26 protein-coding genes are annotated in these 23169 nt (G+C 62.6%); 17 read left to right on the plus strand and 9 right to left on the minus strand.

Translation table 11 applies throughout. The annotated features are described in order from the left end of the window. The first annotated feature begins 46 nt into the window (after positions 1 to 46). Positions 47 to 2302 carry an NADP-dependent malic enzyme gene (locus tag GR167_RS08655; RefSeq protein ID WP_160973068.1) on the plus strand — a complete coding sequence of 752 codons (2256 nt, stop codon included), beginning with the start codon at positions 47 to 49 and terminating at the stop codon, positions 2300 to 2302. Between the two features lie 15 nt (positions 2303 to 2317). After that, entirely contained in the window at positions 2318 to 3193 is an 876-nt protein-coding gene (locus GR167_RS08660) for a ribokinase (protein ID WP_160973069.1), read from the plus strand. A 20-nt stretch (positions 3194 to 3213) separates the two neighbouring features. On the opposite strand, the gene msrA is transcribed toward GR167_RS08660, so the two are convergent. Next, entirely contained in the window at positions 3214 to 3876 is a 663-nt protein-coding gene (gene msrA, locus GR167_RS08665; protein ID WP_160973070.1) for a peptide-methionine (S)-S-oxide reductase MsrA, read from the minus strand. A 172-nt stretch (positions 3877 to 4048) separates the two neighbouring features. On the opposite strand from msrA, the gene GR167_RS08670 reads away from it, so the two are divergent. Continuing rightward, positions 4049 to 4762: a sulfotransferase-like domain-containing protein gene (locus GR167_RS08670; RefSeq protein ID WP_160973071.1), complete on the plus strand. Its 714-nt coding sequence runs from the start codon at positions 4049 to 4051 to the stop codon at positions 4760 to 4762. Between the two features lie 9 nt (positions 4763 to 4771). Here the strand turns inward: GR167_RS08670 and GR167_RS08675 are convergent, their stop codons facing one another. Beyond that, positions 4772 to 5059, minus strand: a complete 288-nt coding sequence (locus GR167_RS08675; protein ID WP_160973072.1) for an SCP2 sterol-binding domain-containing protein — start codon at positions 5057 to 5059, stop codon at positions 4772 to 4774. A 71-nt stretch (positions 5060 to 5130) separates the two neighbouring features. Beyond that, entirely contained in the window at positions 5131 to 6357 is a 1227-nt protein-coding gene (locus GR167_RS08680; protein WP_160973073.1) for an argininosuccinate synthase, read from the minus strand. A gap of 130 nt (positions 6358 to 6487) precedes the next feature. Between GR167_RS08680 and GR167_RS08685 the strand changes: the two genes are divergently transcribed. Next, positions 6488 to 7276 (plus strand): hypothetical protein, encoded by a 789-nt coding sequence (locus GR167_RS08685; protein ID WP_160973074.1) that lies wholly within the window; start codon positions 6488 to 6490, stop codon positions 7274 to 7276. 69 nt (positions 7277 to 7345) lie between these two features. Beyond that, positions 7346 to 8593: a threonine ammonia-lyase IlvA gene (gene ilvA / locus GR167_RS08690; RefSeq protein WP_160973075.1), complete on the plus strand. Its 1248-nt coding sequence runs from the start codon at positions 7346 to 7348 to the stop codon at positions 8591 to 8593. Here ilvA and GR167_RS08695 read toward each other — a convergent pair. Beyond that, positions 8590 to 8922: an Hpt domain-containing protein gene (locus GR167_RS08695; RefSeq protein ID WP_160973076.1), complete on the minus strand. Its 333-nt coding sequence runs from the start codon at positions 8920 to 8922 to the stop codon at positions 8590 to 8592. The two genes, ilvA and GR167_RS08695, sit on opposite strands and share 4 nt — an antisense overlap. A 95-nt stretch (positions 8923 to 9017) precedes the next feature. Beyond that, complete coding sequence (locus GR167_RS08700) at positions 9018 to 9452, minus strand: NUDIX hydrolase (RefSeq protein ID WP_160973077.1); 435 nt, start codon at positions 9450 to 9452, stop codon at positions 9018 to 9020. 75 nt (positions 9453 to 9527) lie between these two features. On the opposite strand from GR167_RS08700, the gene hslO reads away from it, so the two are divergent. The 6 genes from hslO to GR167_RS08730 all read left to right on the plus strand — a co-directional run bounded on the left by hslO (position 9528) and on the right by GR167_RS08730 (position 15991). Continuing rightward, the gene (hslO, locus tag GR167_RS08705) at positions 9528 to 10523 is read left to right on the plus strand and encodes an Hsp33 family molecular chaperone HslO (RefSeq protein WP_160973078.1); all 996 of its coding nucleotides are present in this window, start codon (positions 9528 to 9530) and stop codon (positions 10521 to 10523) included. After that, positions 10516 to 11112, plus strand: coding sequence for a CoA pyrophosphatase (locus GR167_RS08710; RefSeq protein ID WP_235915888.1), 597 nt, complete (start codon positions 10516 to 10518; stop codon positions 11110 to 11112). Before hslO ends, GR167_RS08710 begins: the two co-directional genes overlap by 8 nt. Then, entirely contained in the window at positions 11109 to 12254 is a 1146-nt protein-coding gene (locus GR167_RS08715) for a CCA tRNA nucleotidyltransferase (protein ID WP_160973079.1), read from the plus strand. Before GR167_RS08710 ends, GR167_RS08715 begins: the two co-directional genes overlap by 4 nt. Positions 12255 to 12316: 62 nt before the next feature. Beyond that, on the plus strand, positions 12317 to 14155 hold the full coding sequence (locus GR167_RS08720) for an ABC transporter ATP-binding protein (protein WP_160973080.1): 1839 nt from the start codon (positions 12317 to 12319) through the stop codon (positions 14153 to 14155). Between the two features lie 38 nt (positions 14156 to 14193). Then, positions 14194 to 15417: a class I SAM-dependent RNA methyltransferase gene (locus GR167_RS08725; RefSeq protein WP_160973081.1), complete on the plus strand. Its 1224-nt coding sequence runs from the start codon at positions 14194 to 14196 to the stop codon at positions 15415 to 15417. Positions 15418 to 15487: 70 nt separating this feature from the next. Next, positions 15488 to 15991 carry a L,D-transpeptidase family protein gene (locus tag GR167_RS08730; RefSeq protein ID WP_160973082.1) on the plus strand — a complete coding sequence of 168 codons (504 nt, stop codon included), beginning with the start codon at positions 15488 to 15490 and terminating at the stop codon, positions 15989 to 15991. A gap of 16 nt (positions 15992 to 16007) precedes the next feature. Here the strand turns inward: GR167_RS08730 and GR167_RS08735 are convergent, their stop codons facing one another. Both GR167_RS08735 and dalA read right to left on the minus strand, forming a co-directional pair. Further along, a complete protein-coding gene (locus tag GR167_RS08735) occupies positions 16008 to 17012 on the minus strand; it encodes a fatty acid desaturase (RefSeq protein ID WP_160973083.1) in 1005 nt (334 codons plus the stop codon). 188 nt (positions 17013 to 17200) lie between these two features. Beyond that, on the minus strand, positions 17201 to 17710 hold the full coding sequence (dalA, locus tag GR167_RS08740; protein WP_160973084.1) for a divisome-associated lipoprotein DalA: 510 nt from the start codon (positions 17708 to 17710) through the stop codon (positions 17201 to 17203). Between the two features lie 171 nt (positions 17711 to 17881). Here dalA and GR167_RS08745 point away from each other — a divergent pair, with 171 nt between their 5' ends. Both GR167_RS08745 and GR167_RS08750 read left to right on the plus strand, forming a co-directional pair. Beyond that, entirely contained in the window at positions 17882 to 18484 is a 603-nt protein-coding gene (locus GR167_RS08745; RefSeq protein WP_160973085.1) for a L,D-transpeptidase, read from the plus strand. A 147-nt stretch (positions 18485 to 18631) separates the two neighbouring features. After that, the gene (locus GR167_RS08750; protein ID WP_160973086.1) at positions 18632 to 18814 is read left to right on the plus strand and encodes a hypothetical protein; all 183 of its coding nucleotides are present in this window, start codon (positions 18632 to 18634) and stop codon (positions 18812 to 18814) included. An 85-nt stretch (positions 18815 to 18899) separates the two neighbouring features. Here the strand turns inward: GR167_RS08750 and hemH are convergent, their stop codons facing one another. Together hemH and GR167_RS08760 are read right to left on the minus strand one after the other, a co-directional pair. Then, positions 18900 to 19964, minus strand: a complete 1065-nt coding sequence (gene hemH, locus GR167_RS08755) for a ferrochelatase (protein ID WP_160973392.1) — start codon at positions 19962 to 19964, stop codon at positions 18900 to 18902. Between the two features lie 64 nt (positions 19965 to 20028). Beyond that, the gene (locus GR167_RS08760; RefSeq protein WP_160973087.1) at positions 20029 to 20850 is read right to left on the minus strand and encodes a class I SAM-dependent methyltransferase; all 822 of its coding nucleotides are present in this window, start codon (positions 20848 to 20850) and stop codon (positions 20029 to 20031) included. Positions 20851 to 20864: 14 nt separating this feature from the next. Between GR167_RS08760 and GR167_RS08765 the strand changes: the two genes are divergently transcribed. From GR167_RS08765 to GR167_RS08780, 4 genes are read left to right on the plus strand one after another with little or no spacing between them, the layout of a single operon-like run. Next, on the plus strand, positions 20865 to 21596 hold the full coding sequence (locus tag GR167_RS08765) for a ComF family protein (RefSeq protein WP_160973088.1): 732 nt from the start codon (positions 20865 to 20867) through the stop codon (positions 21594 to 21596). A gap of 40 nt (positions 21597 to 21636) precedes the next feature. Further along, on the plus strand, positions 21637 to 21894 hold the full coding sequence (grxC, locus tag GR167_RS08770) for a glutaredoxin 3 (RefSeq protein ID WP_160973089.1): 258 nt from the start codon (positions 21637 to 21639) through the stop codon (positions 21892 to 21894). Between the two features lie 3 nt (positions 21895 to 21897). Continuing rightward, entirely contained in the window at positions 21898 to 22731 is an 834-nt protein-coding gene (locus GR167_RS08775; protein ID WP_160973090.1) for a carbon-nitrogen hydrolase family protein, read from the plus strand. Then, positions 22728 to 23168, plus strand: coding sequence for a MarR family winged helix-turn-helix transcriptional regulator (locus tag GR167_RS08780; protein WP_160973091.1), 441 nt, complete (start codon positions 22728 to 22730; stop codon positions 23166 to 23168). Before GR167_RS08775 ends, GR167_RS08780 begins: the two co-directional genes overlap by 4 nt. The last annotated feature ends 1 nt before the right edge of the window (position 23169 follow it).

The raw sequence follows: 23169 nt of genomic DNA on the forward strand, positions 1-23169 counted from the left end.
TTCCCGCTGTAAGAGGCTTCGACTACATTAATTTCAGGCCAGACAGATGACAAAGCAGAAAGTTACCCCGGAAGAGGCTTTGGCGTTCCATTTGGAACCCACCCCCGGGAAATTCGAAATCACCGCGACCGTGCCGATGACCACGCAGCGCGACCTGTCTTTGGCTTATTCCCCCGGCGTCGCGGTGCCCTGCGAAGCGATCGCGGAAAACCCCGAAACCGCCTATGACTACACCAACAAGGGCAACCTTGTGGCGGTGATTTCCAACGGTACCGCCGTGTTGGGCCTTGGCAACCTGGGCGCTTTGGGATCGAAACCGGTGATGGAAGGCAAGGCGGTGCTGTTCAAGCGCTTCGCCGACGTCAATTCCATCGATATCGAACTGGATACCGAGGACCCGGATGAAATCATCAAGGCGGTGAAGCTGATGGGGCCGACCTTCGGCGGCATCAATTTGGAAGACATCAAGGCGCCCGAGTGTTTCATCATCGAGCAGAAGCTCAAGGAAGAAATGGATATCCCGGTCTTCCACGACGACCAGCACGGCACGGCGGTGATCTGTGCGGCGGGGCTGATCAACGCGCTGCATATCTCGGGTAAGAAAATCGAGGACGTGAAAGTCGTTCTGAACGGGGCCGGTGCCGCCGGGATCGCCTGTATCGAACTGCTGAAGCGTATGGGCGCGCGGCATGAGAACTGCATCGTCTGCGACACCAAGGGTGTGATCTACCAGGGCCGGACCGAGGGCATGAACCAGTGGAAATCGGCCCATGCGGTGAAAACCGACCTGCGCACGCTGGATGAGGCGATGGAAGGCGCCGACGTGTTCCTGGGCGTATCGGTCAAGGGCGCGGTGACCCCCGAAATGGTGGAAAAGATGGCCGACAACCCGGTGATCTTCGCCATGGCGAACCCCGATCCGGAAATCACCCCGGAAGAGGCCCATGCGGTGCGCGCCGATGCCATCGTGGCGACCGGCCGGTCGGATTACCCCAACCAGGTCAACAACGTGCTGGGCTTCCCCTACCTGTTCCGCGGCGCGCTGGATATCCACGCCCGCGCGATCAATGACGAGATGAAGATCGCCTGCGCCGAGGCGCTGGCGAAACTGGCGCGCGAAGATGTGCCGGACGAGGTCGCGATGGCCTATGGCAAGGCGCTGACCTTCGGGCGCGATTACATCATCCCGACGCCGTTCGACCCGCGTCTGATCCACACCATCCCGCCGGCGGTGGCCAAGGCGGGGATGGATACCGGCGCAGCGCGCCGTCCGATCATCGACATGGACGCCTATCAGGTGTCTTTGAAATCGCGGATGGACCCGACCGCCAACGTGATGCGCGGCATCCATGCCCGCGCCCGCAAGGCGCAGGCGCGGATGATTTTTGCCGAGGGCGACGATCCCCGCGTGTTGCGCGCCGCCGTGCAATATCAGCGGTCCGGCCTGGGCAAGGCTTTGGTCGTCGGCCGCGAAGCGGATGTGAAGCAGAAGCTGGAAGCCGCCGGCATGGGCGACGCGGTGCGCGAACTGGAAGTGGTGAACGCCGCCAATACCCGGCATCTGGATACCTACAAGGATTTCCTTTACCGCCGCCTGCAGCGCAAGGGGTTCGACCGGCACGACATTCACCGGCTGGCCGCGCGCGACCGGCACGTGTTTTCGTCGCTGATGCTGGCGCATGGCCATGGTGACGGGCTGATCACCGGGGCGACGCGGAAATCGGCGCATGTGCTGAAGCTGATCAACCACGTGTTCGACGCCGATGCCGAACATGGCGCGGTGGGTGTGACGGCGCTGCTGCACAAGGGGCGGATCGTGCTGATTTCCGACACTCTGGTGCATGAATGGCCGAATGAGGAAGACCTTGCCAATATCGCCGAACGGTCGGCCGATGTGGCGCGGCACCTGGGGCTGGAACCGCGGGTGGCCTTCGTTAGCTTCTCGACCTTCGGCTATCCGGTGTCGGAACGGGCGGAAAAAATGCACCTGGCCCCGGGCGTTCTGGAAAAACGCGGCGTGGATTTCGAATACGAAGGCGAAATGACCGTCGACGTGGCGCTGAACCCGAAAGCGGCCGAAGCCTATCCGTTCCAGCGGCTGACCGGCCCGGCCAATATCCTGGTGGTTCCGGCGCGGCATTCGGCCTCGATCTCGGTCAAGCTGATGCAGGAAATGGCGGGGGCGACCGTTGTGGGCCCGATCCTGTCGGGCGTCGACGTGCCGATCCAGATCTGTTCGACCGGTTCGACCGCCAACGACATCCTGAACATGGCGCTGCTGGCTGCCTGCAAGATCGGATAAGGAAGGACCGCCCCGATGACCATCTGGAACCTCGGGTCGATCAATTCCGACCATTTCTACCGCGTCGGGCACCTGCCGGCGCCGGGGGAAACCGTGCTGTCGGCGGGGATGGAACGCGGCCTGGGCGGCAAGGGGGCCAACATGTCGGTCGCCGCCGCCCGCGCCGGGTCGCATGTCAGCCATATCGGCGCGGTGGGGACGGACGGGCAGTGGGCCATCGACCGGCTGACCGAATACGGCGTCGACACGCGGCCCATCGCGGTGCTGGACACGCTGACCGGCCATGCGGTGATCGCGCTGGACGATGCGGGCGAAAACCACATCATCGTGTTTCCTGGCGCCAACCGGGAAATTTCCCGCGACGCCGTGGGTCTGGCGCTGGCCGAGGCCACGCCGGGAGACATTCTGGTGATGCAGAATGAAACCAATCAACAGGCGTTTGCCGCTGAAACAGGGTCGAAACTGGGGCTGAAAGTGGCCTATGCCGCCGCGCCCTTTTCGGCCGAAGCGGTGACGGCGGTTTTGCCCTATCTCGACATTCTGGTGCTGAACCATATCGAAATGGCGCAGCTGGTCGAAGAAACCGGGCTGCTGCCGGGGCCGAAGCTGGGCGTGGATACGGTGATCGTGACCAAGGGGGCCGAGGGTTGCGTGCTGTATGACCGCAAAAACGGCTGGGACGCGATCGGCTTCGACGCGATCCGGGTCGATGCCGTTGACACCACCGGGGCGGGGGACACGTTCACCGGCTATTTCCTGGCCGGGATCGACCGTGGCATGGGGGCCGAAGACGCCATCGAGCTGGCGATCAAGGCTTCGGCGCTGATGGTGACGCGGCAGGGCACGGCGGATGTGATTCCCGACCTGAAAGAGGTCCTGGACTGGTCCTGACCGGCGCCCCGGCGCGGTTTTTAGTGATTGGCGAAGGGCGCAGCGTCGCCCCACAGCGCGCGCACCCGCTGATCCCGGCCGCAGGCGTCGCGGTAGCGCTTGTAGGCTGCCGACTGCTTGATCGGGCCGAAGCGGGTCAGCACGCGATTGTCGCCCTTGTAATAATCCTGGTGATAGCCTTCGGCTTCGTAAAATGGCTGGGCCTCAAGAATCGGGGTCACGATCCTGCGGCCCAGGGCGGCTTCGGCGCGGGCCTTTGCGGCCTCGGCAAGCTGCTTTTCAGCCGGATCAGACACGAAAATCGCGGTGCGGTAGCTGTCGCCGCGATCGCAGAACTGGCCGCCCGCATCGGTGGGATCGACCGAGCGGAAAAACAGGTCCAGCAGGGTTTCGCGCGACACCACGGCGGGGTCGAAATGGATTTGCACCGCTTCGTAATGGCCCGATCCGCCGCGGCTGACCTGTTTGTAGGTCGGGTTTTCGACATGGCCGCCGGTATAGCCCGACACCACGCTTTCGACGCCCTGGACGGATTCGAAATCGGATTCGACGCACCAGAAACAGCCGCCCGCCACGGTCAGTACCTCTTGTCCCGCCGCCTTGGTGTCGCCGCTATTTACCGCCCATCCCAGCAGGATCGCGATGGACAGGATTATCGGTTTCAGATCGTTGAATGTCAGCATGGCTTGGCCTCCTGGCGCCAAACTGCATCGGCGCGCCGATCCTGACCAGCACCTGCAACGGAATTTCACGCAGGGTTGAGCGCCCGTGACCGCGATGTTTCCGGTCTTCTCAATCCGGCGGAACGGGTCTAGCCTTAATTAAAAATGAGCAGTTTTAAAAAGGAGCAGTGTTATGCGTATTGCGATGTGGTCGGGGCCGCGCAACCTGTCGACGGCGATGATGTATTCCTTTGCGGCACGGGGCGATTGCGCCGTGGTGGATGAACCTTTCTATGCGGCTTACCTGCGGCTGACCGGGCTGAACCACCCGATGCGCGACGATATCCTTGCGTCGCAATCGCAGGACCCGGAGGAGGTTGTGAAGGCGCTGTTAGGCCCTGTTCCAGCCGATAAGCCGCATTTTTACCAGAAACACATGACCCAGCACATGATCCCGGGCATCCCGCGCGACTGGATGGCGCATGTTGCCAACGTGTTCCTGATCCGCCACCCGGCGCGGGTGATCGCCAGTTTCGGGGCGAAATACGACAACCCGACGCTGGAAGATATCGGGTTCACCCAGCAGACCGAGCTTTACGATTACGTGCTTGGGCTGGGCCATCACCCGGTGGTGATCGACAGCGCCGATATCCGCCGCGATCCCGAAGGGATGCTGACCAAGCTGTGCGCCGCGATCGGGCTGGATTTCATCCCGTCGATGCTGAACTGGCCCCGGGGCGGACACCCCGATGACGGCGTCTGGGCGTCGCATTGGTACGGGGCGGTGCATGCCTCGACTGGATTCGCCCCCGCCGAGGGCGATCTGCCGGAGCTGGAAGGCAAGGCGGCGGAACTGCTGGAACAGGCGCTGCCGCATTACGAAAGGCTGGCGGCGCTGAAGCTGTAGGACGACGCCTCAGCCCTTCAGCAGGCCGGCCAGCTTCATTGCCACGCCGGGATCGCCGGACACTTTCAGCTTGCCCATCACCACGGCGGTCATCGGGTTCAGCTTGCCGGCGACCAGCTTGTCCAGGTTCTTGGCCGACAGTTTCAGGGTGCAATCGGTGGGCTGGTCTTCCAGGCTGACCTGTTTGTCCGCGATGACCAGAACGCCATCGTCGCCGCAGTCGAATTTCAAACTGTCGGTGAACGAACTGGCGGCAACGTTGCCGCGGATTTTGTCGGCGATTTCGGCAAGCGTCATGGTGTCCCCCAAATGAAAAACGCCCCCCTTGGATAGGGGGGCGTTAAAGGCGTCACAATTATGACTTGGCGTCAGCCCTTCAGGCGGCGTTTCCGCGCACCCAGCAGCTTCAGGCGCAGCGCGTTGAGCTGGATGAAGCCCGCCGCGTCCTTCTGATCGTAAGCGCCGGCGTCTTCCTCGAAGGTCACGTGGGCTTCGGAATACAGCGAATGATCCGACCAGCGGGCGACGGTGAAGGCCGAGCCCTTGTAAAGCTTCAGCTTCACGGTGCCGGTGACGTGCTCTTGCGATTTGTCGATCAGCGCCTGCAGCATTTCGCGTTCGGGCGAGTACCAGAAGCCGTTATAGATCAGTTCCGCATAGCGGGGCATGATCGAATCCTTCAGGTGACCGGCGCCGGAATCCAGCGTGATCTGTTCGATGCCGCGATGGGCCTCCAGCAGGATGGTGCCGCCGGGGGTTTCATAGATGCCGCGCGACTTCATGCCGACGAAACGGTTTTCCACGAAATCCAGCCGGCCGATGCCGTGTTTGCGGCCATACTCGTTCAGCTCGGTCAGGATCGTCGCGGGCGACATCGCAACGCCGTTGATCGCCACCGCGTCGCCCTGCTCGAAGGTCACTTCGATGAATTCGGGCTCATCGGGCGCATCTTCGGGGTTCACGGTGCGCTGATAGACGTAATCGGGGGCCATTTCGGCGGGGTCTTCCAGAACCTTGCCCTCGGAGGAGGTGTGCAGCAGGTTCGCGTCGACCGAAAACGGCGCTTCGCCGCGCTTGTCCTTGGCGATCGGGATCTGGTTCTGTTCGGCGAAGGCCAGCAGCTTGGTGCGCGAGGACAGGTCCCATTCACGCCAGGGCGCGATCACCTTGATATCGGGGTTCAGCGCATAGGCGGCCAGTTCGAAACGCACCTGGTCGTTGCCCTTGCCGGTGGCGCCATGGGCGACGGCATCGGCGCCGGTTTCCTCGGCGATTTCGACCAGGCGCTTGGAAATCAGCGGCCGTGCGATCGAGGTGCCCAGCAGGTACAGCCCTTCGTAAACGGCATTGGCGCGGAACATCGGGAAGACGAAATCGCGCACGAATTCTTCGCGGACGTCTTCGATATAGATGTTCTCGGGCTTGATCCCCAGAAGCTCGGCCTTCTTGCGGGCCGGATCCAGTTCTTCGCCCTGACCGAGGTCGGCGGTGAAGGTGACGACTTCGCAGCCATATTCGGTCTGCAGCCATTTCAGAATGATCGAGGTATCGAGGCCACCGGAATAGGCCAGGACAACTTTCTTGGGCGCGGACATGGGAGCTCCTGATATGTCAAGTTTTCAAGCGCGATACCGGGTTTTGCGACCAAGAGCAAGGTCGTGTCGGGAAGCTTGGCGCTTTGGCAAAATTGTTCTAATAGTCTGAAAAACAATTTCAGGTAGAGACATGTTCGGATTACTGCTGTTTGCCCGTTCAATCTGGAGCGTGGTCTCAAATCCTCAGCGGCTCATAAGGGTATACACCGCGCCATTGGTTGTGGGTGTAGGGTTCTTTGTACTTCCATACTTGGTAGCCGGGGATCGGTGGCCCATTATGACCAATTTGGGAGGAGGGACTTTTTTCTATGATCCGTCTTTAGTTTCTCCATGGTTCATCCCGCTTTCTTGGGCGAGCTCTACCGGTCTCTTTCTTTGTTTAATCTGGGCCGCAGTAAGCTGGCATCGCGCGGTGCTATTGCAGCCGCGCCCGGGTGATGCATCCTGGCTTCCACAGCTTGGTTCGATCGCGCGATACCTATTCGGATTGGCAGTTGTCGTGGGGACGCTATGGGGCGCTTGGATTGCCGTCGATTTGGTAGTTGCGTTTCTGGCTAATTCGTTCTCGCTCAATACAGACGAATTACTACCCAATAAAGTGGCGAGCATTGCACCTATTGCTCAGCTTTGGCTTTTTCTTGCTACTAGCCCTGTAATGGTTGCTGCGTCGATTGGTCAGGCTAAACAAATTTGGCAGCTGCTTCTTACAACGCCGTCCCGCATTTTCGTTTCGCTGATCTGCGCAGCATGTATGTACGGCTTGGCATCCGGACTTTGGTGGTTCGCGGACGAATATATGCCGTCCTATATCAGTTATGTTTTGGTTTCCCGCTTGGGCACGTTGTTTCTGGGCATGATCGGGATAAGCCTTCTGACCACCATCTACGGCCATTACGTCGAGGGGCGCGACCTAACCTGACCGGTATACTGCCGTCTTCTTTGCCTCGGGGCCTTGCCTTGGGGCAAAGGATGATCCACTCAGGTGAGCATGAACGATTTTCTGAAAAAGGCCCGGGTGGCCGAACGGCAGATGCGGGCGCTGTTCCCGGCGACGCCGCTTTTGCGCAACGATCACCTGTCGGCCAAGTACGGCGCCGATATCTGGCTCAAGCGCGAAGACCTGAGCCCGGTGCGCAGCTACAAGATCCGCGGCGCGCTGAACGCGATGGGCAAGGTGCTGGCCGCCGATCCGTTGCGCGAAGTGTTCGTTTGCGCCAGTGCGGGCAACCACGCGCAGGGCGTGGCCTTCGTCAGCCGCCATTTCGGCGTGAAGGGCGTGATCTTCATGCCCGTCACCACGCCGCAGCAGAAGATCGACAAGACCCGGATTTTCGGCGGCGACAATGTCGAAATCGTGCTGACCGGGGACTATTTCGACGACACGCTGGCGGCGGCGCAGGAATACTGCGCGGCCCATGGCGGGCATTTCCTGTCGCCCTTCGACGATCTGGACGTAATCGAAGGCCAGGCCAGCGTGGCGGCGGAAATCACCGCGCAGCTGGGCCGCGATCCCGACATGGTGGTGCTGCCGGTGGGCGGCGGCGGATTGTCGGCCGGGATCACCCGTTACCTGAGCGAGGTGTCGCCGGACACCGACATCCGCTATGTCGAACCGGCGGGTGGGGCCAGCCTGCGCGCGGCGTTGCGCGACAAGCATCCGGTGAAGCTGAAGAAGGTGGACAGTTTCGTCGACGGCGCAGCGGTGGCGCAGATCGGCGCCTATCCGTTCGAAATCCTGGCCCATACCGATCCCGACCATGTGCTGGACGCGCCCGAGGACCGGATTTGCGTGACCATGCTGGAAATGCTGAATGTCGAAGGCATCGTTCTGGAACCGGCCGGGGCCCTGTCGGTCGATGCGCTGGCCGATCTGAAGGGCGAAATCATGGGCAAGACCGTGGTTTGCGTCACATCGGGCGGGAATTTCGATTTCGAACGCCTGCCCGAGGTCAAGGAACGCGCGCAGCGTTTCGCGGGGTTGAAGAAATACTTCCTGCTGCGGCTGCCGCAGCGCCCCGGGGCGTTGAAGGAATTCCTCAATATCCTGGGCCCGGATGACGATATCGCGCGGTTCGAATACCTGAAGAAATCGGCGCGCAATTTCGGGTCGGTTCTGCTGGGCATCGAAACCTCGCGGCCGGAAAATTTCGAAGCGCTTTACAGCAAGCTCGACGAAATCGGGATGACCTTTCAGGACATCACGGATGACGAGGTTCTGGCTGAATTCCTGATCTAGGCGGCGAATTTCCTGGGCAAGTCCCGGGTGAATTCCGCCAGCGAGCGGTCGAAATGATCGAGGATCGAAGCAATGTCGATCCGGTCGCGGCGGCCATCGGCGGCCATCCGTTCGCTGGCCTGGCATTTTTCGGAAAACGCGCTGAAGCCGAGGTTGGCCGCGCCCAGCTTGAGCAGATGCAGGTCGCTTTCCAGATCGTCCGGGTTCGGACGGTGGCGCAGCTTTTCGATCACGCCGTGCAGGTTGTCGAGGAAGAGGCCGAAGACTTCCCCGAAATCTTCCGCCCCGATTTCATCGCGCAGTTCGGCAACTTTGATCCAGTCAATCATCGCAACCCCCATGAAATGCGGGGGATGATCCACCTTGGGTCTTAAGATTTCCTGATCATGGGTCCGGGGCGGGGTAAAACAGGCCCCGGTACGGCCTAGCCCAGCCGTTCCAGGAAATGCCGGTCGCCCGGATTGCCAAGCGCATCGACGGCCAGGTCGTAGGGCATCCAGACCGCGCTGTGATCGGGTTCCGGCGGTTCCGCCAGTTGCCGCACCGGGCGGGCGGCGTAGATGGTGCACAGCTTTTCCGCCCAGATGTCGTATTCCGGCATGAAGGTGAAGCGGCGGAAGGCACCCAGGCGTCGCGGCACCGAAATCGACCAGCCGGTTTCTTCGAACACTTCGCGATGCAGCGCGTGCAAAGGCGATTCGCCCTTGTCGATGCCGCCGCCGGGCAGCTGGAATTCGGGCCAGGGGGTGGCCTGATGGGTCAGCAGCACCTGGTCGCCCAGCGTCAGCACCGCATAGGCCCCCGGCCGCAGCGTATAACGTCGCCCGGTTTCGGGCGGTGTTCCGAATCGTCTGATCATGGGCTTTCCTTGGAGTGCGGCTTGTCGCGCCTATATAGTCGCTGTATGCCAAGGCCAGGCGCATAAGGAAACCCCATGACTATTGGTTCGAAACTCGCCTGGGACGACACCGTATTGCCGTTCCAGCTGGACAAATCCGATATCCGCGGCCGCGTTGCGCGGCTTGACGGCGTATTGGGCAATGTTCTCAAACAGCACGACTACCCGCCGGTGGTCGAAGCTCTGGTCGCCGAAATGGCGCTGCTGACCGCGCTGATCGGCCAGACGATCAAGCTGCGCTGGAAACTGTCGCTGCAGGTGCAGTCGAAAGGCCCGGTGCGGATGATCGCCACCGATTATTACGGCCCGACGAAAGAGGGCGAACCGGCCCGCATCCGCGCCTATGCCAGCTATGACGCCGCGCGGCTGACCGATGGCGCGCCGTTCGACCAGGTCGGCGAAGGCTACTTCGCCATCATGATCGACCAGGGCACCGGCATGATGCCGTACAAGGGGCTGACCCCACTGGCCGGCAAATCGCTGAGCGACTGCGCCGAGGCTTATTTTGCCCAGTCGGAACAGATTCCGACCCGATTCCAGCTGAGTTTCGGCAAATCCACCGAACCGGGGAAGGGCGAACACTGGCGCGCCGGCGGCGTGATGATCCAGCACATGCCGAAAGCTTCGCCCTACGCCAAGGGGGCCGAGGCGACCGGCGAAGGCGGTCTGCTGCATGCCCGCGACCTGATCGACGACGACGCCGAGGAAAACTGGAACCGCGTCAACGTCCTGTTGTCCTCGGTCGAGGAGATGGAACTGATCGGCCCCCACGTGACGGTGACCGACCTTCTGGTCCGGCTGTTTCACGAGGAACAGCCGCGCGTTTACGACGCGCAGCCGGTGCGCTTCGGCTGCACCTGTTCCGAGGCGCGGGTGCGGCAGACCCTGTCGATCTATTCCGCCAAGGACATCCAGAAAATGACCACCGAGGACGGCCGCGTCACCGCCGATTGCCAGTTCTGCGGCGCGCATTACGACCTGGACCCGGAAACGGTCGGGTTCGACGCGAAAAAGGCGCCGGGCGATGAGTGATCCGCTCGATCCGGTGATGCGCGCGCTGGGCAAGACCAGCGCGGCATCGTCGGATTTCGACCTGAACCCCGATTTCAAGCTGCCCGAGGGGCGCCAATTGCGCGCCGCTGGGGTTCTGGTGGGCTTCGTCGAACGTCCGGGCGGCACCCGGGTGATCCTGACCAAGCGGGCGTCGCATCTGAAACACCACCCCGGGCAGATCGCCTTCCCGGGCGGCAAGGTCGAAGACAGCGACGCGGATGTGACCGCCGCCGCCCTGCGCGAGGCGCGTGAAGAGGTCGGGCTGCACCCCGGCATGGCCGAAGTTCTGGGCATTCTGCCCAGCCATGAAACCGTGACCAGTTTCCAGGTGACACCGGTCCTGGCCCGGGTCAGCCCGGATTTTTCGCCCCTCCCCGAACCGGGCGAGGTCGACGAGGTGTTCGAGGTGCCGCTGGCCCATCTGGCGAATCCGGCGAATTTCCGCATCGAATCGCGCCGCTGGCGCGGCCAGCGACGGAATTATTTCACCGTGCCCTTCGGCCCCTACTATATCTGGGGCGCGACCGCCCGTATCCTGCGCGGGCTGGCGGAACGGATGGCGGTATGAAGATCACCGATGCGTGGATAACCCAGCCTGCAACCCAGGCCGTGTGCCGCGCATTGCTCGATGCCGGCTACAAGGCCTATTTCGTCGGTGGTTGCGTGCGCAACGCGCTGTTGCGTACCCCGGTCAGCGATCTGGACATTTCCACCGACGCGGTGCCGGAAAAGGTGATCGAACTGGCCGAAAAGGCGGGGCTGAAGGCGATCCCGACCGGCATCGATCACGGCACGATCACGGTGGTTTCGGGTCACATTCCGCATGAAATCACCACCTTCCGCCGCGACGTGGAAACCGACGGTCGCCGCGCCGTGGTGGCGTTTTCCACCCATATGATCGACGACGCGAAACGGCGCGATTTCACCATGAATGCGCTTTATGCCGATGCACAGGGTGAAATCTATGATCCGCTGGGCGAAGGGATCGACGATCTGTCGGCGCGCCGTGTCCGGTTCATCGAAGACCCCGAAATGCGCATCCGCGAAGATTTCCTGCGCATCCTGCGGTTTTTCCGCTTTCACGCCTGGTACGGCGATCCCTTCGGTGGGCCGGACCCGGAGGCATTGGCGGCCATCGCGGCGAATCTGGACGGGATAGAGACGCTTTCGCGCGAACGGATCGGGGCGGAGATGCGCAAGCTGCTGGCAGCGCCCGAACCCGCGCCCTCGGTCGCCTCGATGCGGATGACCGGGACATTGGCGCGGGTGGTGGACGGCGCCGACGATCGCGCGCTGGCGCCGCTGGTGTCGTTCGAGCATCATTTCCACATGTCGCATGACCCGATGCGGCGTCTGGCCTGTCTGGGCGGCGACGGGCAGGGGCTGCGCCTGTCGAACGGTGACAAGCGGCAGCTGGCGCTTTATCGCGCCGGCATGGCCGGATCGGAAAGCGCGGCAGAGTTGGGATATAGGCACGGGGCGGAAATTGCGGTGGGTATCCTTGCGCTGCGCGCCGCGCAGTTCGAACAGCCGCTGACGGAAAGCAACGTGGCGGCGGCGCAAGCGGGGGCCGGGCAGGCCTTTCCGGTCAAGGCCGCCGATCTTATGCCCGCATACCAGGGCGCGGCGCTTGGCGCGCGGCTGAAAGAGCTTGAAAAACAGTGGATCGCCTCGGGCTTTACGCTTGGTAAGGAGCAATTGCTGGGCTGACCCGCCCTTGCCCTGCGCTGTCGCGTGCTATCTCATGGCAGGACATTGCATAAGAGCCCGCCATGGCATCCCGATTGATCGATCCTTTCCGTCCCTCCGACCGGCCGCCGCCGCAAAAGCTGGTGGCGTTCATCCGCTGGGCGCTGGCCGATGCCTGGGGCGCTGTGGGGGTGGCGGCGGTGCTGTCCTGCGCTGCCGGGCTGTTCGACGCCGGCACCGCCTACCTGCTGGGCAAGGTGATCGACAGCACCACGGGCGCTGCGCCGGAAAGCTACTTTTCAGGCTCTAACCTTGCCCTGATCCTGTTTGGCGTCGCGTTTTTCATCCTGATCCGGCCCGCCGTCTTCGCCCTGTCGGCGCTGGCGAACGGGGTGATCCTGGGCCCCAATGTGACGCCGCTGGTCCTGTCGCGGCTGCACCGCTGGACGCTGGGCCAGTCGGTGGAATTCTTCGACAACGATTTCGCCGGGCGGATCGCGCAGAAGCAGATGCAGGCGGCCAACGCGTTGGCGCAGGTGACGCTGGAATCGATCCATGTGGTGGCCTTCGCCATGGCGTCGGTCGTGGGATCGGTGGCGCTTCTGCTGACCATCGATATCCGCATCGGTTTGGCGTTTTTGGCCTGGTTTAGTCTCTATATCCTGCTGATCCGCTGGTTCCTGCCGCGGGTGCGCAAACGCGCCGGGGCGCGGGCCGGGGCGCGGGCGGCGGTGTCGGGGCAGGTGGTGGACACGATCACTAACATCAAGACGGTGAAGCTGTTCGCGCTGGCTGAACACGAAGACCGCGCCGCATTGGGCGCGATGGACGTGTTCCGCGACAAGGCGCTGCAATTCGGCTGGCTGTCCACCGGGTTCCGGCTGTCGCTGATGTTCGTCGCCGGATTGCTGCCGATCCTGCTGATCGGGGCGACGCTGTGGTTCTGGTCGAAGGGGCAGGTCACCGCAGGCGATATCGTGGCGGCGGGCACCGTGTCTTTGCGCCTGTCGCAGATGACCGGCTGGTTCAGTTTTTCGCTGATGGGCATCTATGCCAGCCTGGGCGAGGTCGAGGACGGGATGAAGACCCTGACCCCGCGCATCCGGCTGGAAAACGCGGCGGATGCCGGTGAGTTGAAGGTCAGCAAGGGCGAAATCGCGCTGCACGATGTCAGTTTCGCCTATGGCCGCGAAGTGGGCGGGGTCAGCAATATCGACCTGGTGATACGGCCGGGTGAAAAGCTGGGCATCGTCGGCGCATCGGGGGCGGGGAAATCGACGCTGGTGGCGCTGCTGCTGCGGCTTTACGACCCCGAGGAGGGGCATCTGGAAATCGACGGGCAGGACCTGCGCGACGTGACGCAGGAAAGCCTGCGCCAGCAGATCGGCATGGTCACGCAGGAAACCGCGATGTTCAACCGGTCCGCCCGCGACAACATCCTTTACGGCCGCCCCGACGCCAGCGAGGACGACATGATCGCGGCGGCACAAAAGGCCGAGGCGCATGAATTCATTCTGACCCTGCGCGATCACGAGGGGCGCGAGGGATACGCGGCCTATCTGGGCGAACGCGGGGTGAAACTGTCGGGCGGGCAAAGGCAACGTATCGCGCTGGCCCGCGCGATCCTGAAAGACGCGCCGATCCTGGTGCTGGACGAGGCGACGAGTGCCCTGGACAGCGAGGTCGAAGCGGCGATCCAGACCGCGCTGGAACGGGTGATGGAGGGCAAGACCGTGCTGGCCATCGCCCACCGCCTGTCGACGATTTCGCAGATGGACCGGATCATCGTGTTGGATCAGGGCCGGATCGTCGAACAGGGCAGCCATGACGAATTGCTGGCGCTTGGCGGGCTTTACGCGCGCTATTGGGACCGGCAATCGGGCGGCTTCATCGGGTCCGACGCGGCGGAAGCGGCCGAATAGGGCTTCCGAAGCGGGCTTTCGCGCGCTATTGGGCGCGCATGAGCGAATACACCATCATACGTCTGGGCCATCAGGGTGATGGCATCGCCGAAGGGCCGGTTTTTGCGCCGATGACCCTGCCGGGCGAAGTTGTCAGCGGCACGCTGGACGGCAACCGTTTGCGCGACATGCGGATCGTCACGCCGTCCGACGACCGCGTTTCCGCCCCCTGCCGGCATTACAAGAGCTGCGGCGGTTGCCAGTTGCAGCACGCCTCGGACGCCTTCGTGGCCGAGTGGAAGCTGGGCGTCGTGCGCCAGGCGCTGGCGGCGCAGGGGCTGGAGGCGGAGTTTCGCCCTATCGTGACATCGGCGCCGCAAACCCGCCGCCGCGCCAGCCTGTCGGTCAAGCGCACCAAGAAGGGCGCGATGGCCGGGTTCCATGCGCGCGGATCGGACGTGATCATCCAGATCCCCGATTGCCAGCTGTTGAATCCCGACCTGATAGCGGCGATCCCGGTGGCCGAAAAGCTGGCCACGATCGGCGGCAGCCGCAAGGGCGAGCTGAGCGTGCTGGTCACCCTGTCCGAGGTCGGTCTGGATATCGCGGTGAGCGGCGGCAAGGAGCTGGACGAACCGCTGCGATTGGCGCTTTCGGCTGAAACAGAGACGCATAAGCTGGCGCGGCTGGCCTGGGATGGCGAGGTGATCGGCCAGCGTGAACCGCCTGTTCAGCGCTTCGGCAAGGCGCTTGTCGCGCCGCCGCCCGGCGCCTTCATGCAGGCCACGCCGGACGGTGAGGCCGCATTGCTGGCTGCTGTGAAAGAAATTGTCGGCAATGCTTCGCAGGTCGCCGACCTGTTCGCCGGGTGCGGCACCTTCGCGCTGCCGCTGGCCGAACGGGCCGAGGTGCATGCGGTCGAGGGCGAGGCGGCGATGGTCGCGGCGCTTGACCTGGGGTGGCGCCGCGCCGGGGGGCTGAAGAAAGTCACGCATGAGGCGCGCGATCTATTCCGCCGCCCGTTGATGCCCGACGAATTGCGCAAATTCGACGCCGTAGTGATCGACCCGCCGCGCGCCGGGGCCGAGGCGCAGGTCAAAGAACTGGCCGGATCGGAGGTGCCCAAGATCGCCTTCGTGTCCTGCAACCCGGTCACCTTCGCGCGCGACGCGCGGATTCTGACCGAGGCGGGATTCAAGCTGCATTGTGTGCAGGTGGTGGATCAGTTCCGCTGGTCCGCGCATGTGGAACTTGTCGCGTATTTTACGGGGAAGCAGGGCTGAAACCGCAATAACTGCTCCTCTTTTTGGCGGATATGCGGTATAAATCAGCAAAAAGATAAACGAGGCAGGCATGAAGCGGTTTTTCAAACTGTTGACGATGGGAGTCGTCCTGTGCGCCGTTGCGGCGTGCAGTTCTTCGAAGATCAAGACCTATGAAGGTGCGGAAGTCACCGGCATCGTCGTGCAGAAGGAAAAGCGCAAGCTGCACCTGATGAGTGACGGCAAGGCGCTGAGAAGCTATGAAATCGGGCTGGGCAACGAACCGGTCGGCCAGAAGACCAAGCAGGGCGACGGCAAGACCCCCGAAGGCCACTATTTCATCAACCGCCGCAATCCCAACAGCCGCTATCACCTGTCATTGGGGATTTCCTATCCCGACCGGTCGGCCTGGCAGCTGGCGCGCGAGGCGGGCAACGATCCCGGCGGCGATATCTTCATCCACGGGCGCGGGCGGGATTTCGATCCGACCAAGGGCGACGACTGGACCGCCGGCTGCATTGCCGTCACCGACCGCGAAATAGAAGAGATTTACGCGATGGTCCGGGACGGCACGCCGATTTCAATCTATCCCTGACGCCGGTCAGACCTGATCATGCATTCACGGCCTGCCGCGCGGCATGTTTCGGAAACGGAACCATGCGGCCGGTCTCTTCGTCCCAGAGCTTCCAGCGCAGGCAGCCAAGCGCCTCTCGGAACCCGATCCGGACCGAGCTGAAATGCGGCGACAGGTCCCGGTGGCAGCGTTTCAGGTTGTAGCAGGGGATATTGGAATTCAGGTGGTGCAGATCGTGATAGGCGATATTCGCCGTGCACAGGTCGAACAGCCATCCGAAATCCAAGACGGCCGATCCCTGCATCGCAGCGGTTTCGAAATCCAGATCGGGCTTGCGGCCCCAATATACGGTTTCGAAATTGTGCTGCACATAAGGGATGATCACACCGCAGGAGGTGCCGATCACCACCGATCCCAGCCAGACCAGCAGCGCGATCGGGCCGAAACCGAGGTAAAGCGCGGCCAGGACGGCGGCGACCATGACATCATGCGCGATGACATCGCCGATGCCCGATGCGCGGGCATTGCGCGGAAAGCGGTAGATCACCGCGTAAAGCAGCGTCGGGCCGAGGATGAACAGCAGGAAGAAGCTGCGATAGATTCGGTATCCGAGTTTCCGCCACCACGGCGCGGCCTGATATTCGGCAACCGTCATGACATAGATCTCGGTCGCATCGCGCCGGTCCAGATCGCCGATATGGGCGTGGTGCAGGTTGTGATTATACCGCGTCGCCTTGTAGGGCGTCAGGGTGAAGGGCGACAGGAATGACCCGACCAGGTTGTTCATCCGGCGGGTGGTGAAATACGACCCGTGGCCGCAATCGTGCTGCAGCATGTAAAGCCGCACCGCCATGGCGCCGTTCACGCACATCAAAGGCAGGGCCAGTGGCCAGAGCGACGTTTTCGCCACCACGATCGCCCCGATCAGCGCCGCGACATAGATCGCCAGCGTGACGGCGATATTGGTCGCGGCGATCCTGTTGTCGCGCGTGGTATAAGCCCGGGTCAATTGCCGCAGGCCCGGTCCCCGACCGTTCCCCATCGTGATATGCTCCCTGTCCGCTTCGAGTTGCCCCGCCTTTTCGGCGGTGTTCAGCGAACTGGTGCATACCGACTGGCGGCTCACAAGCTATCATTGTGTATTTGCGTGAAAGGGTTAGCGAGTGTGGAATCCCCGTCACGCCACGCAGTGAGGATGGTGGGTTTCGCGATCGGGTATAGGAAGAGCGGTCAGCCGCCCATCACCAGGGTCCACCAGATCTTGCCGTTGGGATCCTGATGCCAGGCGAATCCCATCTGCACCGCTTCCTTGTCGAGGATGATCCGGCGGGTGTCGGGCTGTTCCAACCAGGCGCCAAGGGTTTCGATTTCGGTTTCGTAGGTTTCCGAAATGGTTTCGCCGCGGAATTCTCCTTCATAGCCGACCCGCCCGACACGGTCGATGGGCGAAGACCCGTCAGAGCCGAAATGCCACGGCCGTCCCTGTATCGACATGTCGCGCGAATGGGTGGCGGCGGCGGCGTTGAGCTGCGCGTTCAGTTGCACCGGCGCGGCCCCGGCGGCCTGCCGCAGGGCGTTAACCGAATCCAGCATCCGGTACTGGATCGCCGAGCTTTCGCCAGCCCCGATGTAATAGCGCCGCGGCATGGGTTTTCCGTCCGGGCCCATTTGGGGGGTCGTGTCGACACAGGCCGAAAGCGACAGGGCGGAGATCAGAACAAGACCAAGAAGACGCAGCATTTCATTCACCACTTATGGACATTTTGGAAAATGTCCTATCGCGGCAGGCGTTGCGATTCAAACCCACATCGGCGTGAGTTGACCTATTAACGGGTGTTTGATTTGCGACTGAGGCTTTCGCGCCATATAAATCAGCGATGCTGCGCTATATGCGGCGAGTGAGGTGTTTCGATGACGGATAATCGTGTGAACAAGTTGAATCGGCGAGGTTTCCTGGCGGGAACGGCAGCTTTGTTGGGCAGTCCGGTGCTGGCCCAGGATGTCGACGGCGCGGGTAGCGTGGAGGTGGAACAGGATATTTCGACTGTCGTTCGCCACAATATTTCAAGTTTTCGTGCGCTGGATTGGCGGCCCTACTTCAGCAACCTGAGAAATGGGGCGATTCTGGTCGATATCGATTCCAGGGCGCTGCATTTCTGGTCGCAAGATGGGGAAACCTACAAGCTCTACCCCTCCAGCGTGCCGCTGACCGACGAAATGACCCGCCGTGGCCGCACCAGCGTGGTGCGCAAGGTCGAAGGCCCGGAATGGCGCCCGACCCCGTCTATGAAGAAGCGCAACCCGGAATGGCCCGATTACATCCCGGCAGGGCCGGAAAACCCGCTTGGCACCCATGCTTTGTACCTCAGCTGGACCTATTACCGCATCCACGGAACCCATGACACGCGCAAGATCGGCCGCCGTTCGTCCAATGGCTGCATCGGGCTGTACAACGAACATATCGCTGAACTTTTCGCGCTGACTAAGGTGGGCACGCAGGTGTTGCTAATTTGACGACATAGTGGCGGTCTGTGCCAAATCTCCGACAACTAGCATTTGCAATTGAACGGATTTGTTGGTTAGAAATTGACACAAGGCATGTCTTGGGCGCTTAACGTCGTTTAACTTCCAAGCGTTAGGCAATTAACTGGAGTAAACATCATGAAAAAACTCGTTCTGGCCGCTGCTCTGACCGCCGCCGCATCGACCGCATTCGCTGGCAGCATGGCCGAGCCCGTCATGGAGCCGGTCGTCATCGTTGAAGAAGCTGCAAGCTCCTCGACCGGTGGCGTTCTGGTGCCGCTGGTTCTGCTGGCCGTCATCGCCGCAGTCGCAGCCAACTAATTGGCCTGCGCATCCTGCGCATAAAGAATTAAAAAAGGCGGTGGATTTCCCACCGCCTTTTTTTATGTCCGGGGGCGGGCGGTTTTCAGTCCAGCCAGCCCTTGAGGTTTTCCTCGACCAGTTCGGCCAGCGCCTGCATGTGCAGCGGCTCGGCGTTCAGGCAGGGGATATAGGTGAACTTCTCACCGCCCGCATGTTCGAAGCTTTCGCGAATCTCTTCGTTGATTTCTTCCAGCGTCTCGATGCAGTCGGCGGAAAAGGCGGGCGCGATCACCGCGATATGTTTCTTGCCTTCCTCGGCGGCCTGGCGGGCGACTTCTTCGACCGTGTAGGGGCGCAGCCATTCCTCGGTGCCGAACACCGACTGGAAACTGGTGATGATCTGGGTGTCGTCCCAGCCCAGACGTTCCTTCAGCAGCCGCGTGTTCTTCTGGCATTTGCAGTGATAGGGATCGCCCTGCATCAGATAGCGTTTTGGCATCCCGTGATAGGACACGACCAGCAGCTCGGGCTTGGATTCGGCGGCGGCATAGGATTTTTCCACCGACTGGGCCAGCGCCTCGATATAGGTCGGGTGTTCGAAGTAATCCGGCACGGTGCGGGCGGCGGGCTGATAGGGTTCCTTCATCAGCGCGCGGAAGAACTGATCGTTGGCGGTCGCCGTGGTGGCGCCGGCATATTGCGGGTAGAGCGGGAAGAACAGGATCTTGGTGCAGCCCGCCTCGACCATCGCCCGGACCTTGGAATCGGTCGAGGGGTTGCCGTAGCGCATGCAGAAATCCACCATCACGTTGTCGCCGTAACGGGCCTTCATCAGATCGGACAGCGCGGCGGTCTGTTCCTTGGTGATGGTCAGCAGCGGGCTTTCGTTCTTTTCCTCGTTCCAGATCGACCGGTAGGCCGCGCCCGAGGTGAAGGGCCGCTTGGTCAGGATGATCAGCTGCAGCAGCGGCTGCCATTTCCACGCCGGGAAATCGATCACCCGCTTGTCCGACAGGAATTCGCTCAGGTAGCGGCGCATCGACCAGTAATCGGTATTGTCCGGCGTGCCCAGATTGGCCAGCAGAACGCCGACTTTCTCAGCCGCGATCTTGGGGTGATCGGCTGGGGCGTGGTCGGGTCGGGTGGCGTTTTTCAAAGCATCCGGCATCTGGGGTCCCTTCATTGGTTCCTGAATCGCGTTTCAAAGGGAAATATACGGTTGCCGCTACAGGTCAATCCGGCAGGCGCTTTTCCAGCGTTCCAAGCGCGTCAGCGAGACGAGCGGTCGCACTTCCGGGCCGCAAAGGCTGTGGTTGGCTGGGGTCGGGGGCCCAGCCGGTGAGGAAGATCAGCTCGAACGTGGCGGCGACGCGGTTTTCGTCGTCGGCATGCAGCGATTGATAAATCTCGGCCGCGCGGCGCAGCACCGAAGGCCGGGTCGGGTGGCGCAAGCGGCCTTCGAGCGCGTTGACCTCGCCCATGGCGCGCAGGTCGCGCATCAGGTGGAAGGCGGTCTGGTAGCTGACATTGAGCGCCAGGTTATCGGCCACCGGTAGGGTCAGCCCAGCGCGTTGCAGCAGCCCGCCCAGATCGCGAATCTCCGCCATCGGCAGGACCCGGGGGGACAACCCGCCGCTGATCTCGATCTCGGCCTCGGCAAGGGCACTGCGCAGTTGCGCCAGGGTCTGGCCGCCGAACATCGCGGCCAGGAAGAACCCGTCGGGGGACAGCGCGCGGCGGCTTTGGATGATCTGGCCGACCGGATCGTTGGCCCAATGCAGCGCCATCGCGTGGATCACCAGATCATGCGCGCCGGGGTCCAGCGCCAGCACCTCGTCATCCGCCACCACGGTCGCGCCGGGCAGGACGGAAGACCAGAAATCGGGGAAGCCGGTCACGATGGCGGGCTTCGTAAATTCCCTGTTAACCATCGCCAGCCGATCCTGAAGCTCCTCCGCAGCGGTTTCGTGCAGGAACAGGGCCGGGTCGCGCTGGGCGCGGGTCCGGTTGCGGTTCAGGGCGTCACGGTCCGTCAGGCGGGGGGCGTTGGTCATGGGGCGTAAATAGAATGGCTTGGCAGAAGTTTCAAACCGCGTTGCGCGCGATCTATCCGCCCCGCTGCCTGAGCTGTGGCGAGATGGTGGAAAGCGAATATGGGCTGTGCGGTCCTTGCCGGGGTGGCACGGCCTTCATTGGCGGGCTGACCTGCGATGCCTGCGGCACGCCCCTGCCGGGCGACCCGTGCGACGACCCGGTGCTGTGCGACGACTGCCTGAGGCTTTCGCGGCCCTGGTCACGTGGGCGGGCGGCGCTGTTGTATCAGGATAACGGCCGCAGGCTGGTGCTGGCGCTGAAACATGGTGATAGGCATGACATCGTGCGCCCGGCAGCACAGTGGATGCTGGCGGCGGCGCGGCCGATCCTTGCCCCCGACATGCTGGTTGCGCCGGTGCCGCTGCATTGGCTGCGGCTGGCGCGGCGGCGGTTCAATCAATCGGCGCTGCTGGCCGAACGGGTGGCGGGCCTGGCCGGGTTCGATTACTGCCCCGACCTGTTGCAGCGGCACCGGGCGACCCGGTCGACCAAGGGGCAGGGGCTGGAGCAACGCTTCGCCACGATGCAGCAGGCGATCCGCGCCCACCCGCGCAATGCGGGGCGAATCGCCGGGCGGCACGTTTTGCTGATCGATGACGTGATGACCACCGGTGCCACTTTATCCGCCACGACCGAGGCCTGCCTTGCGGCAAATGCAACGCAGGTTTCCGTGCTGCTACTGGCGCGCGTTGCCAAGTCTTCCTAAATAACGGACAACTCAACGACCCGTTTCAGGAAAGACCACCATGCCGAATATCGAAATCTATTCCTCGCCGCTGTGCGGTTTCTGCCATGCCGCCAAGCGGCTGCTGAACGAAAAAGGCGCTGAATTCACCGAATTCAACGTGCTGACCAATCCGACGCTGAAGCCGCAGATGATCGAACGCGCCAATGGCAGCCGCACCGTGCCGCAGATTTTCATCGATGGCCGTCATATCGGCGGTTGTGATGAGCTTTATGCCCTGGAACGCACCGGTCAGCTCGACCCGCTGCTGGCGGGCTGATCGATGACCCGCGCCGCGCTGCTGCAACTGAACGCCTCGGACGACCCGCAGGCCAACCTGCCCGTCACCCGCGCCTTCCTGCGCGAAGCGGCGGAGGGCGGGGCGCAATTCGTGCTGACGCCCGAGGTGACCAATTGCCTGTCGTCGAGCCGCGACCACCAGCGTAAGGTGCTGCAGCGGCAGGAGGACGACATCACCCTCGCGGCGCTGCGGTCTGATGCGAAGGAGCTGGGCATCTGGCTGCTGATCGGGTCGCTGGGGCTGAAGACCGGTGATCCGGACGGGCGGTTTGCCAACCGGTCCTTCCTGATCGACCCGCAGGGCGAAATCGCGGGCTGGTACGACAAGATCCACATGTTCGACGTGCAGGTGTCGGAAACCGAGACCTACCGCGAATCGGATGGCTACCGCCCCGGCAACCGCGCGGTCGTCGTGCCGACACCCTTCGGCAACGTCGGCATGACCATCTGTTACGACGTGCGCTTTCCCTATCTGCACCGGGCGCTGGCCAAGGCGGGGGCGACGATCCTGACCGGCCCGGCGGCGTTTTCCCATGTCACCGGCGAAGCGCATTGGCATACGCTACTGCGGGCGCGCGCGATCGAAACCGGCTGTTACGTCCTAGCCCCGGCGCAGACCGGCACCCATGACACCCATAACGGCCAGCCGCGCCGCACCTTCGGTCATTCGCTGGCGGTGGCGCCCTGGGGCGAAGTTCTGGCCGATGCGGGAACCGAGGCTTGCGTCACATTCGTCGATCTTGATACCAAGGCGGTCATAGAAGCGCGCCGGAAGGTTCCGTCGCTGATCCATGACCGAAAGTTCGACGGCCCTTGAGCGACGAAACCTATTCCCTAGCCATCGCCTTGTTCAGCGAATTGCTGACCGCCGACCAGTTGGTGCGCAACCGGCTGTCGAAGGTATTGCCCAAGGGGATGGAGATTTCGCATTTTTCCGTGCTGAACCAACTGGCTCGGGCGGGCGATGAACGCACCCCGGCGCAATTGGCGAAAAGTTTTCACGTCACGCGCGGCGCGATGACCAACACGCTGTCGAAACTGGAATGGGCCGGGTACGTGCATATCCGCCCCGATTGGGACGATGCGCGCCGCAAGATGGTGGCGATCAGCCCGGCCGGACGGCAGGCGCGCGACGCGGCGCTGGCGGCGATCACGCCGATGATTTCCGAACTGGTGGGCGAGCTGGGCGAAGACAAGGTGCGCGCCGCCCTGCCGATCCTGCGAGAGTTGCGGGTCAAGCTGGAAGAGGATTGAG

This window comes from Thalassovita mangrovi (genome assembly GCF_009857745.1).
Lineage (GTDB): Bacteria > Pseudomonadota > Alphaproteobacteria > Rhodobacterales > Rhodobacteraceae > Thalassobius > Thalassobius mangrovi.

Excerpts from the sequence above, each read along its gene's own strand:
- hslO (WP_160973078.1), top strand. The coding sequence starts at position 9,528 with ATGACTATTGGTTCGAAACTCGCCTGGGACGACACCGTATTGCCGTTC.
- GR167_RS08775 (WP_160973090.1), top strand. The coding sequence starts at position 21,898 with ATGACCCGCGCCGCGCTGCTGCAACTGAACGCCTCGGACGACCCGCAG.
- msrA (WP_160973070.1), bottom strand. The coding sequence starts at position 3,876 with ATGCTGACATTCAACGATCTGAAACCGATAATCCTGTCCATCGCGATC.
- GR167_RS08685 (WP_160973074.1), top strand. The coding sequence starts at position 6,488 with ATGTTCGGATTACTGCTGTTTGCCCGTTCAATCTGGAGCGTGGTCTCA.
- GR167_RS08735 (WP_160973083.1), bottom strand. The coding sequence starts at position 17,012 with ATGGGGAACGGTCGGGGACCGGGCCTGCGGCAATTGACCCGGGCTTAT.
- GR167_RS08760 (WP_160973087.1), bottom strand. The coding sequence starts at position 20,850 with ATGACCAACGCCCCCCGCCTGACGGACCGTGACGCCCTGAACCGCAAC.
- GR167_RS08695 (WP_160973076.1), bottom strand. The coding sequence starts at position 8,922 with ATGATTGACTGGATCAAAGTTGCCGAACTGCGCGATGAAATCGGGGCG.
- GR167_RS08670 (WP_160973071.1), top strand. The coding sequence starts at position 4,049 with ATGCGTATTGCGATGTGGTCGGGGCCGCGCAACCTGTCGACGGCGATG.
- GR167_RS08765 (WP_160973088.1), top strand. The coding sequence starts at position 20,865 with ATGGCTTGGCAGAAGTTTCAAACCGCGTTGCGCGCGATCTATCCGCCC.
- GR167_RS08720 (WP_160973080.1), top strand. The coding sequence starts at position 12,317 with ATGGCATCCCGATTGATCGATCCTTTCCGTCCCTCCGACCGGCCGCCG.
- GR167_RS08750 (WP_160973086.1), top strand. The coding sequence starts at position 18,632 with ATGAAAAAACTCGTTCTGGCCGCTGCTCTGACCGCCGCCGCATCGACC.
- GR167_RS08745 (WP_160973085.1), top strand. The coding sequence starts at position 17,882 with ATGACGGATAATCGTGTGAACAAGTTGAATCGGCGAGGTTTCCTGGCG.
- GR167_RS08725 (WP_160973081.1), top strand. The coding sequence starts at position 14,194 with ATGAGCGAATACACCATCATACGTCTGGGCCATCAGGGTGATGGCATC.
- GR167_RS08715 (WP_160973079.1), top strand. The coding sequence starts at position 11,109 with ATGAAGATCACCGATGCGTGGATAACCCAGCCTGCAACCCAGGCCGTG.
- GR167_RS08730 (WP_160973082.1), top strand. The coding sequence starts at position 15,488 with ATGAAGCGGTTTTTCAAACTGTTGACGATGGGAGTCGTCCTGTGCGCC.
- GR167_RS08655 (WP_160973068.1), top strand. The coding sequence starts at position 47 with ATGACAAAGCAGAAAGTTACCCCGGAAGAGGCTTTGGCGTTCCATTTG.
- ilvA (WP_160973075.1), top strand. The coding sequence starts at position 7,346 with ATGAACGATTTTCTGAAAAAGGCCCGGGTGGCCGAACGGCAGATGCGG.
- dalA (WP_160973084.1), bottom strand. The coding sequence starts at position 17,710 with ATGCTGCGTCTTCTTGGTCTTGTTCTGATCTCCGCCCTGTCGCTTTCG.
- GR167_RS08660 (WP_160973069.1), top strand. The coding sequence starts at position 2,318 with ATGACCATCTGGAACCTCGGGTCGATCAATTCCGACCATTTCTACCGC.
- hemH (WP_160973392.1), bottom strand. The coding sequence starts at position 19,964 with ATGCCGGATGCTTTGAAAAACGCCACCCGACCCGACCACGCCCCAGCC.
- GR167_RS08710 (WP_235915888.1), top strand. The coding sequence starts at position 10,516 with ATGAGTGATCCGCTCGATCCGGTGATGCGCGCGCTGGGCAAGACCAGC.
- GR167_RS08680 (WP_160973073.1), bottom strand. The coding sequence starts at position 6,357 with ATGTCCGCGCCCAAGAAAGTTGTCCTGGCCTATTCCGGTGGCCTCGAT.
- grxC (WP_160973089.1), top strand. The coding sequence starts at position 21,637 with ATGCCGAATATCGAAATCTATTCCTCGCCGCTGTGCGGTTTCTGCCAT.
- GR167_RS08675 (WP_160973072.1), bottom strand. The coding sequence starts at position 5,059 with ATGACGCTTGCCGAAATCGCCGACAAAATCCGCGGCAACGTTGCCGCC.
- GR167_RS08700 (WP_160973077.1), bottom strand. The coding sequence starts at position 9,452 with ATGATCAGACGATTCGGAACACCGCCCGAAACCGGGCGACGTTATACG.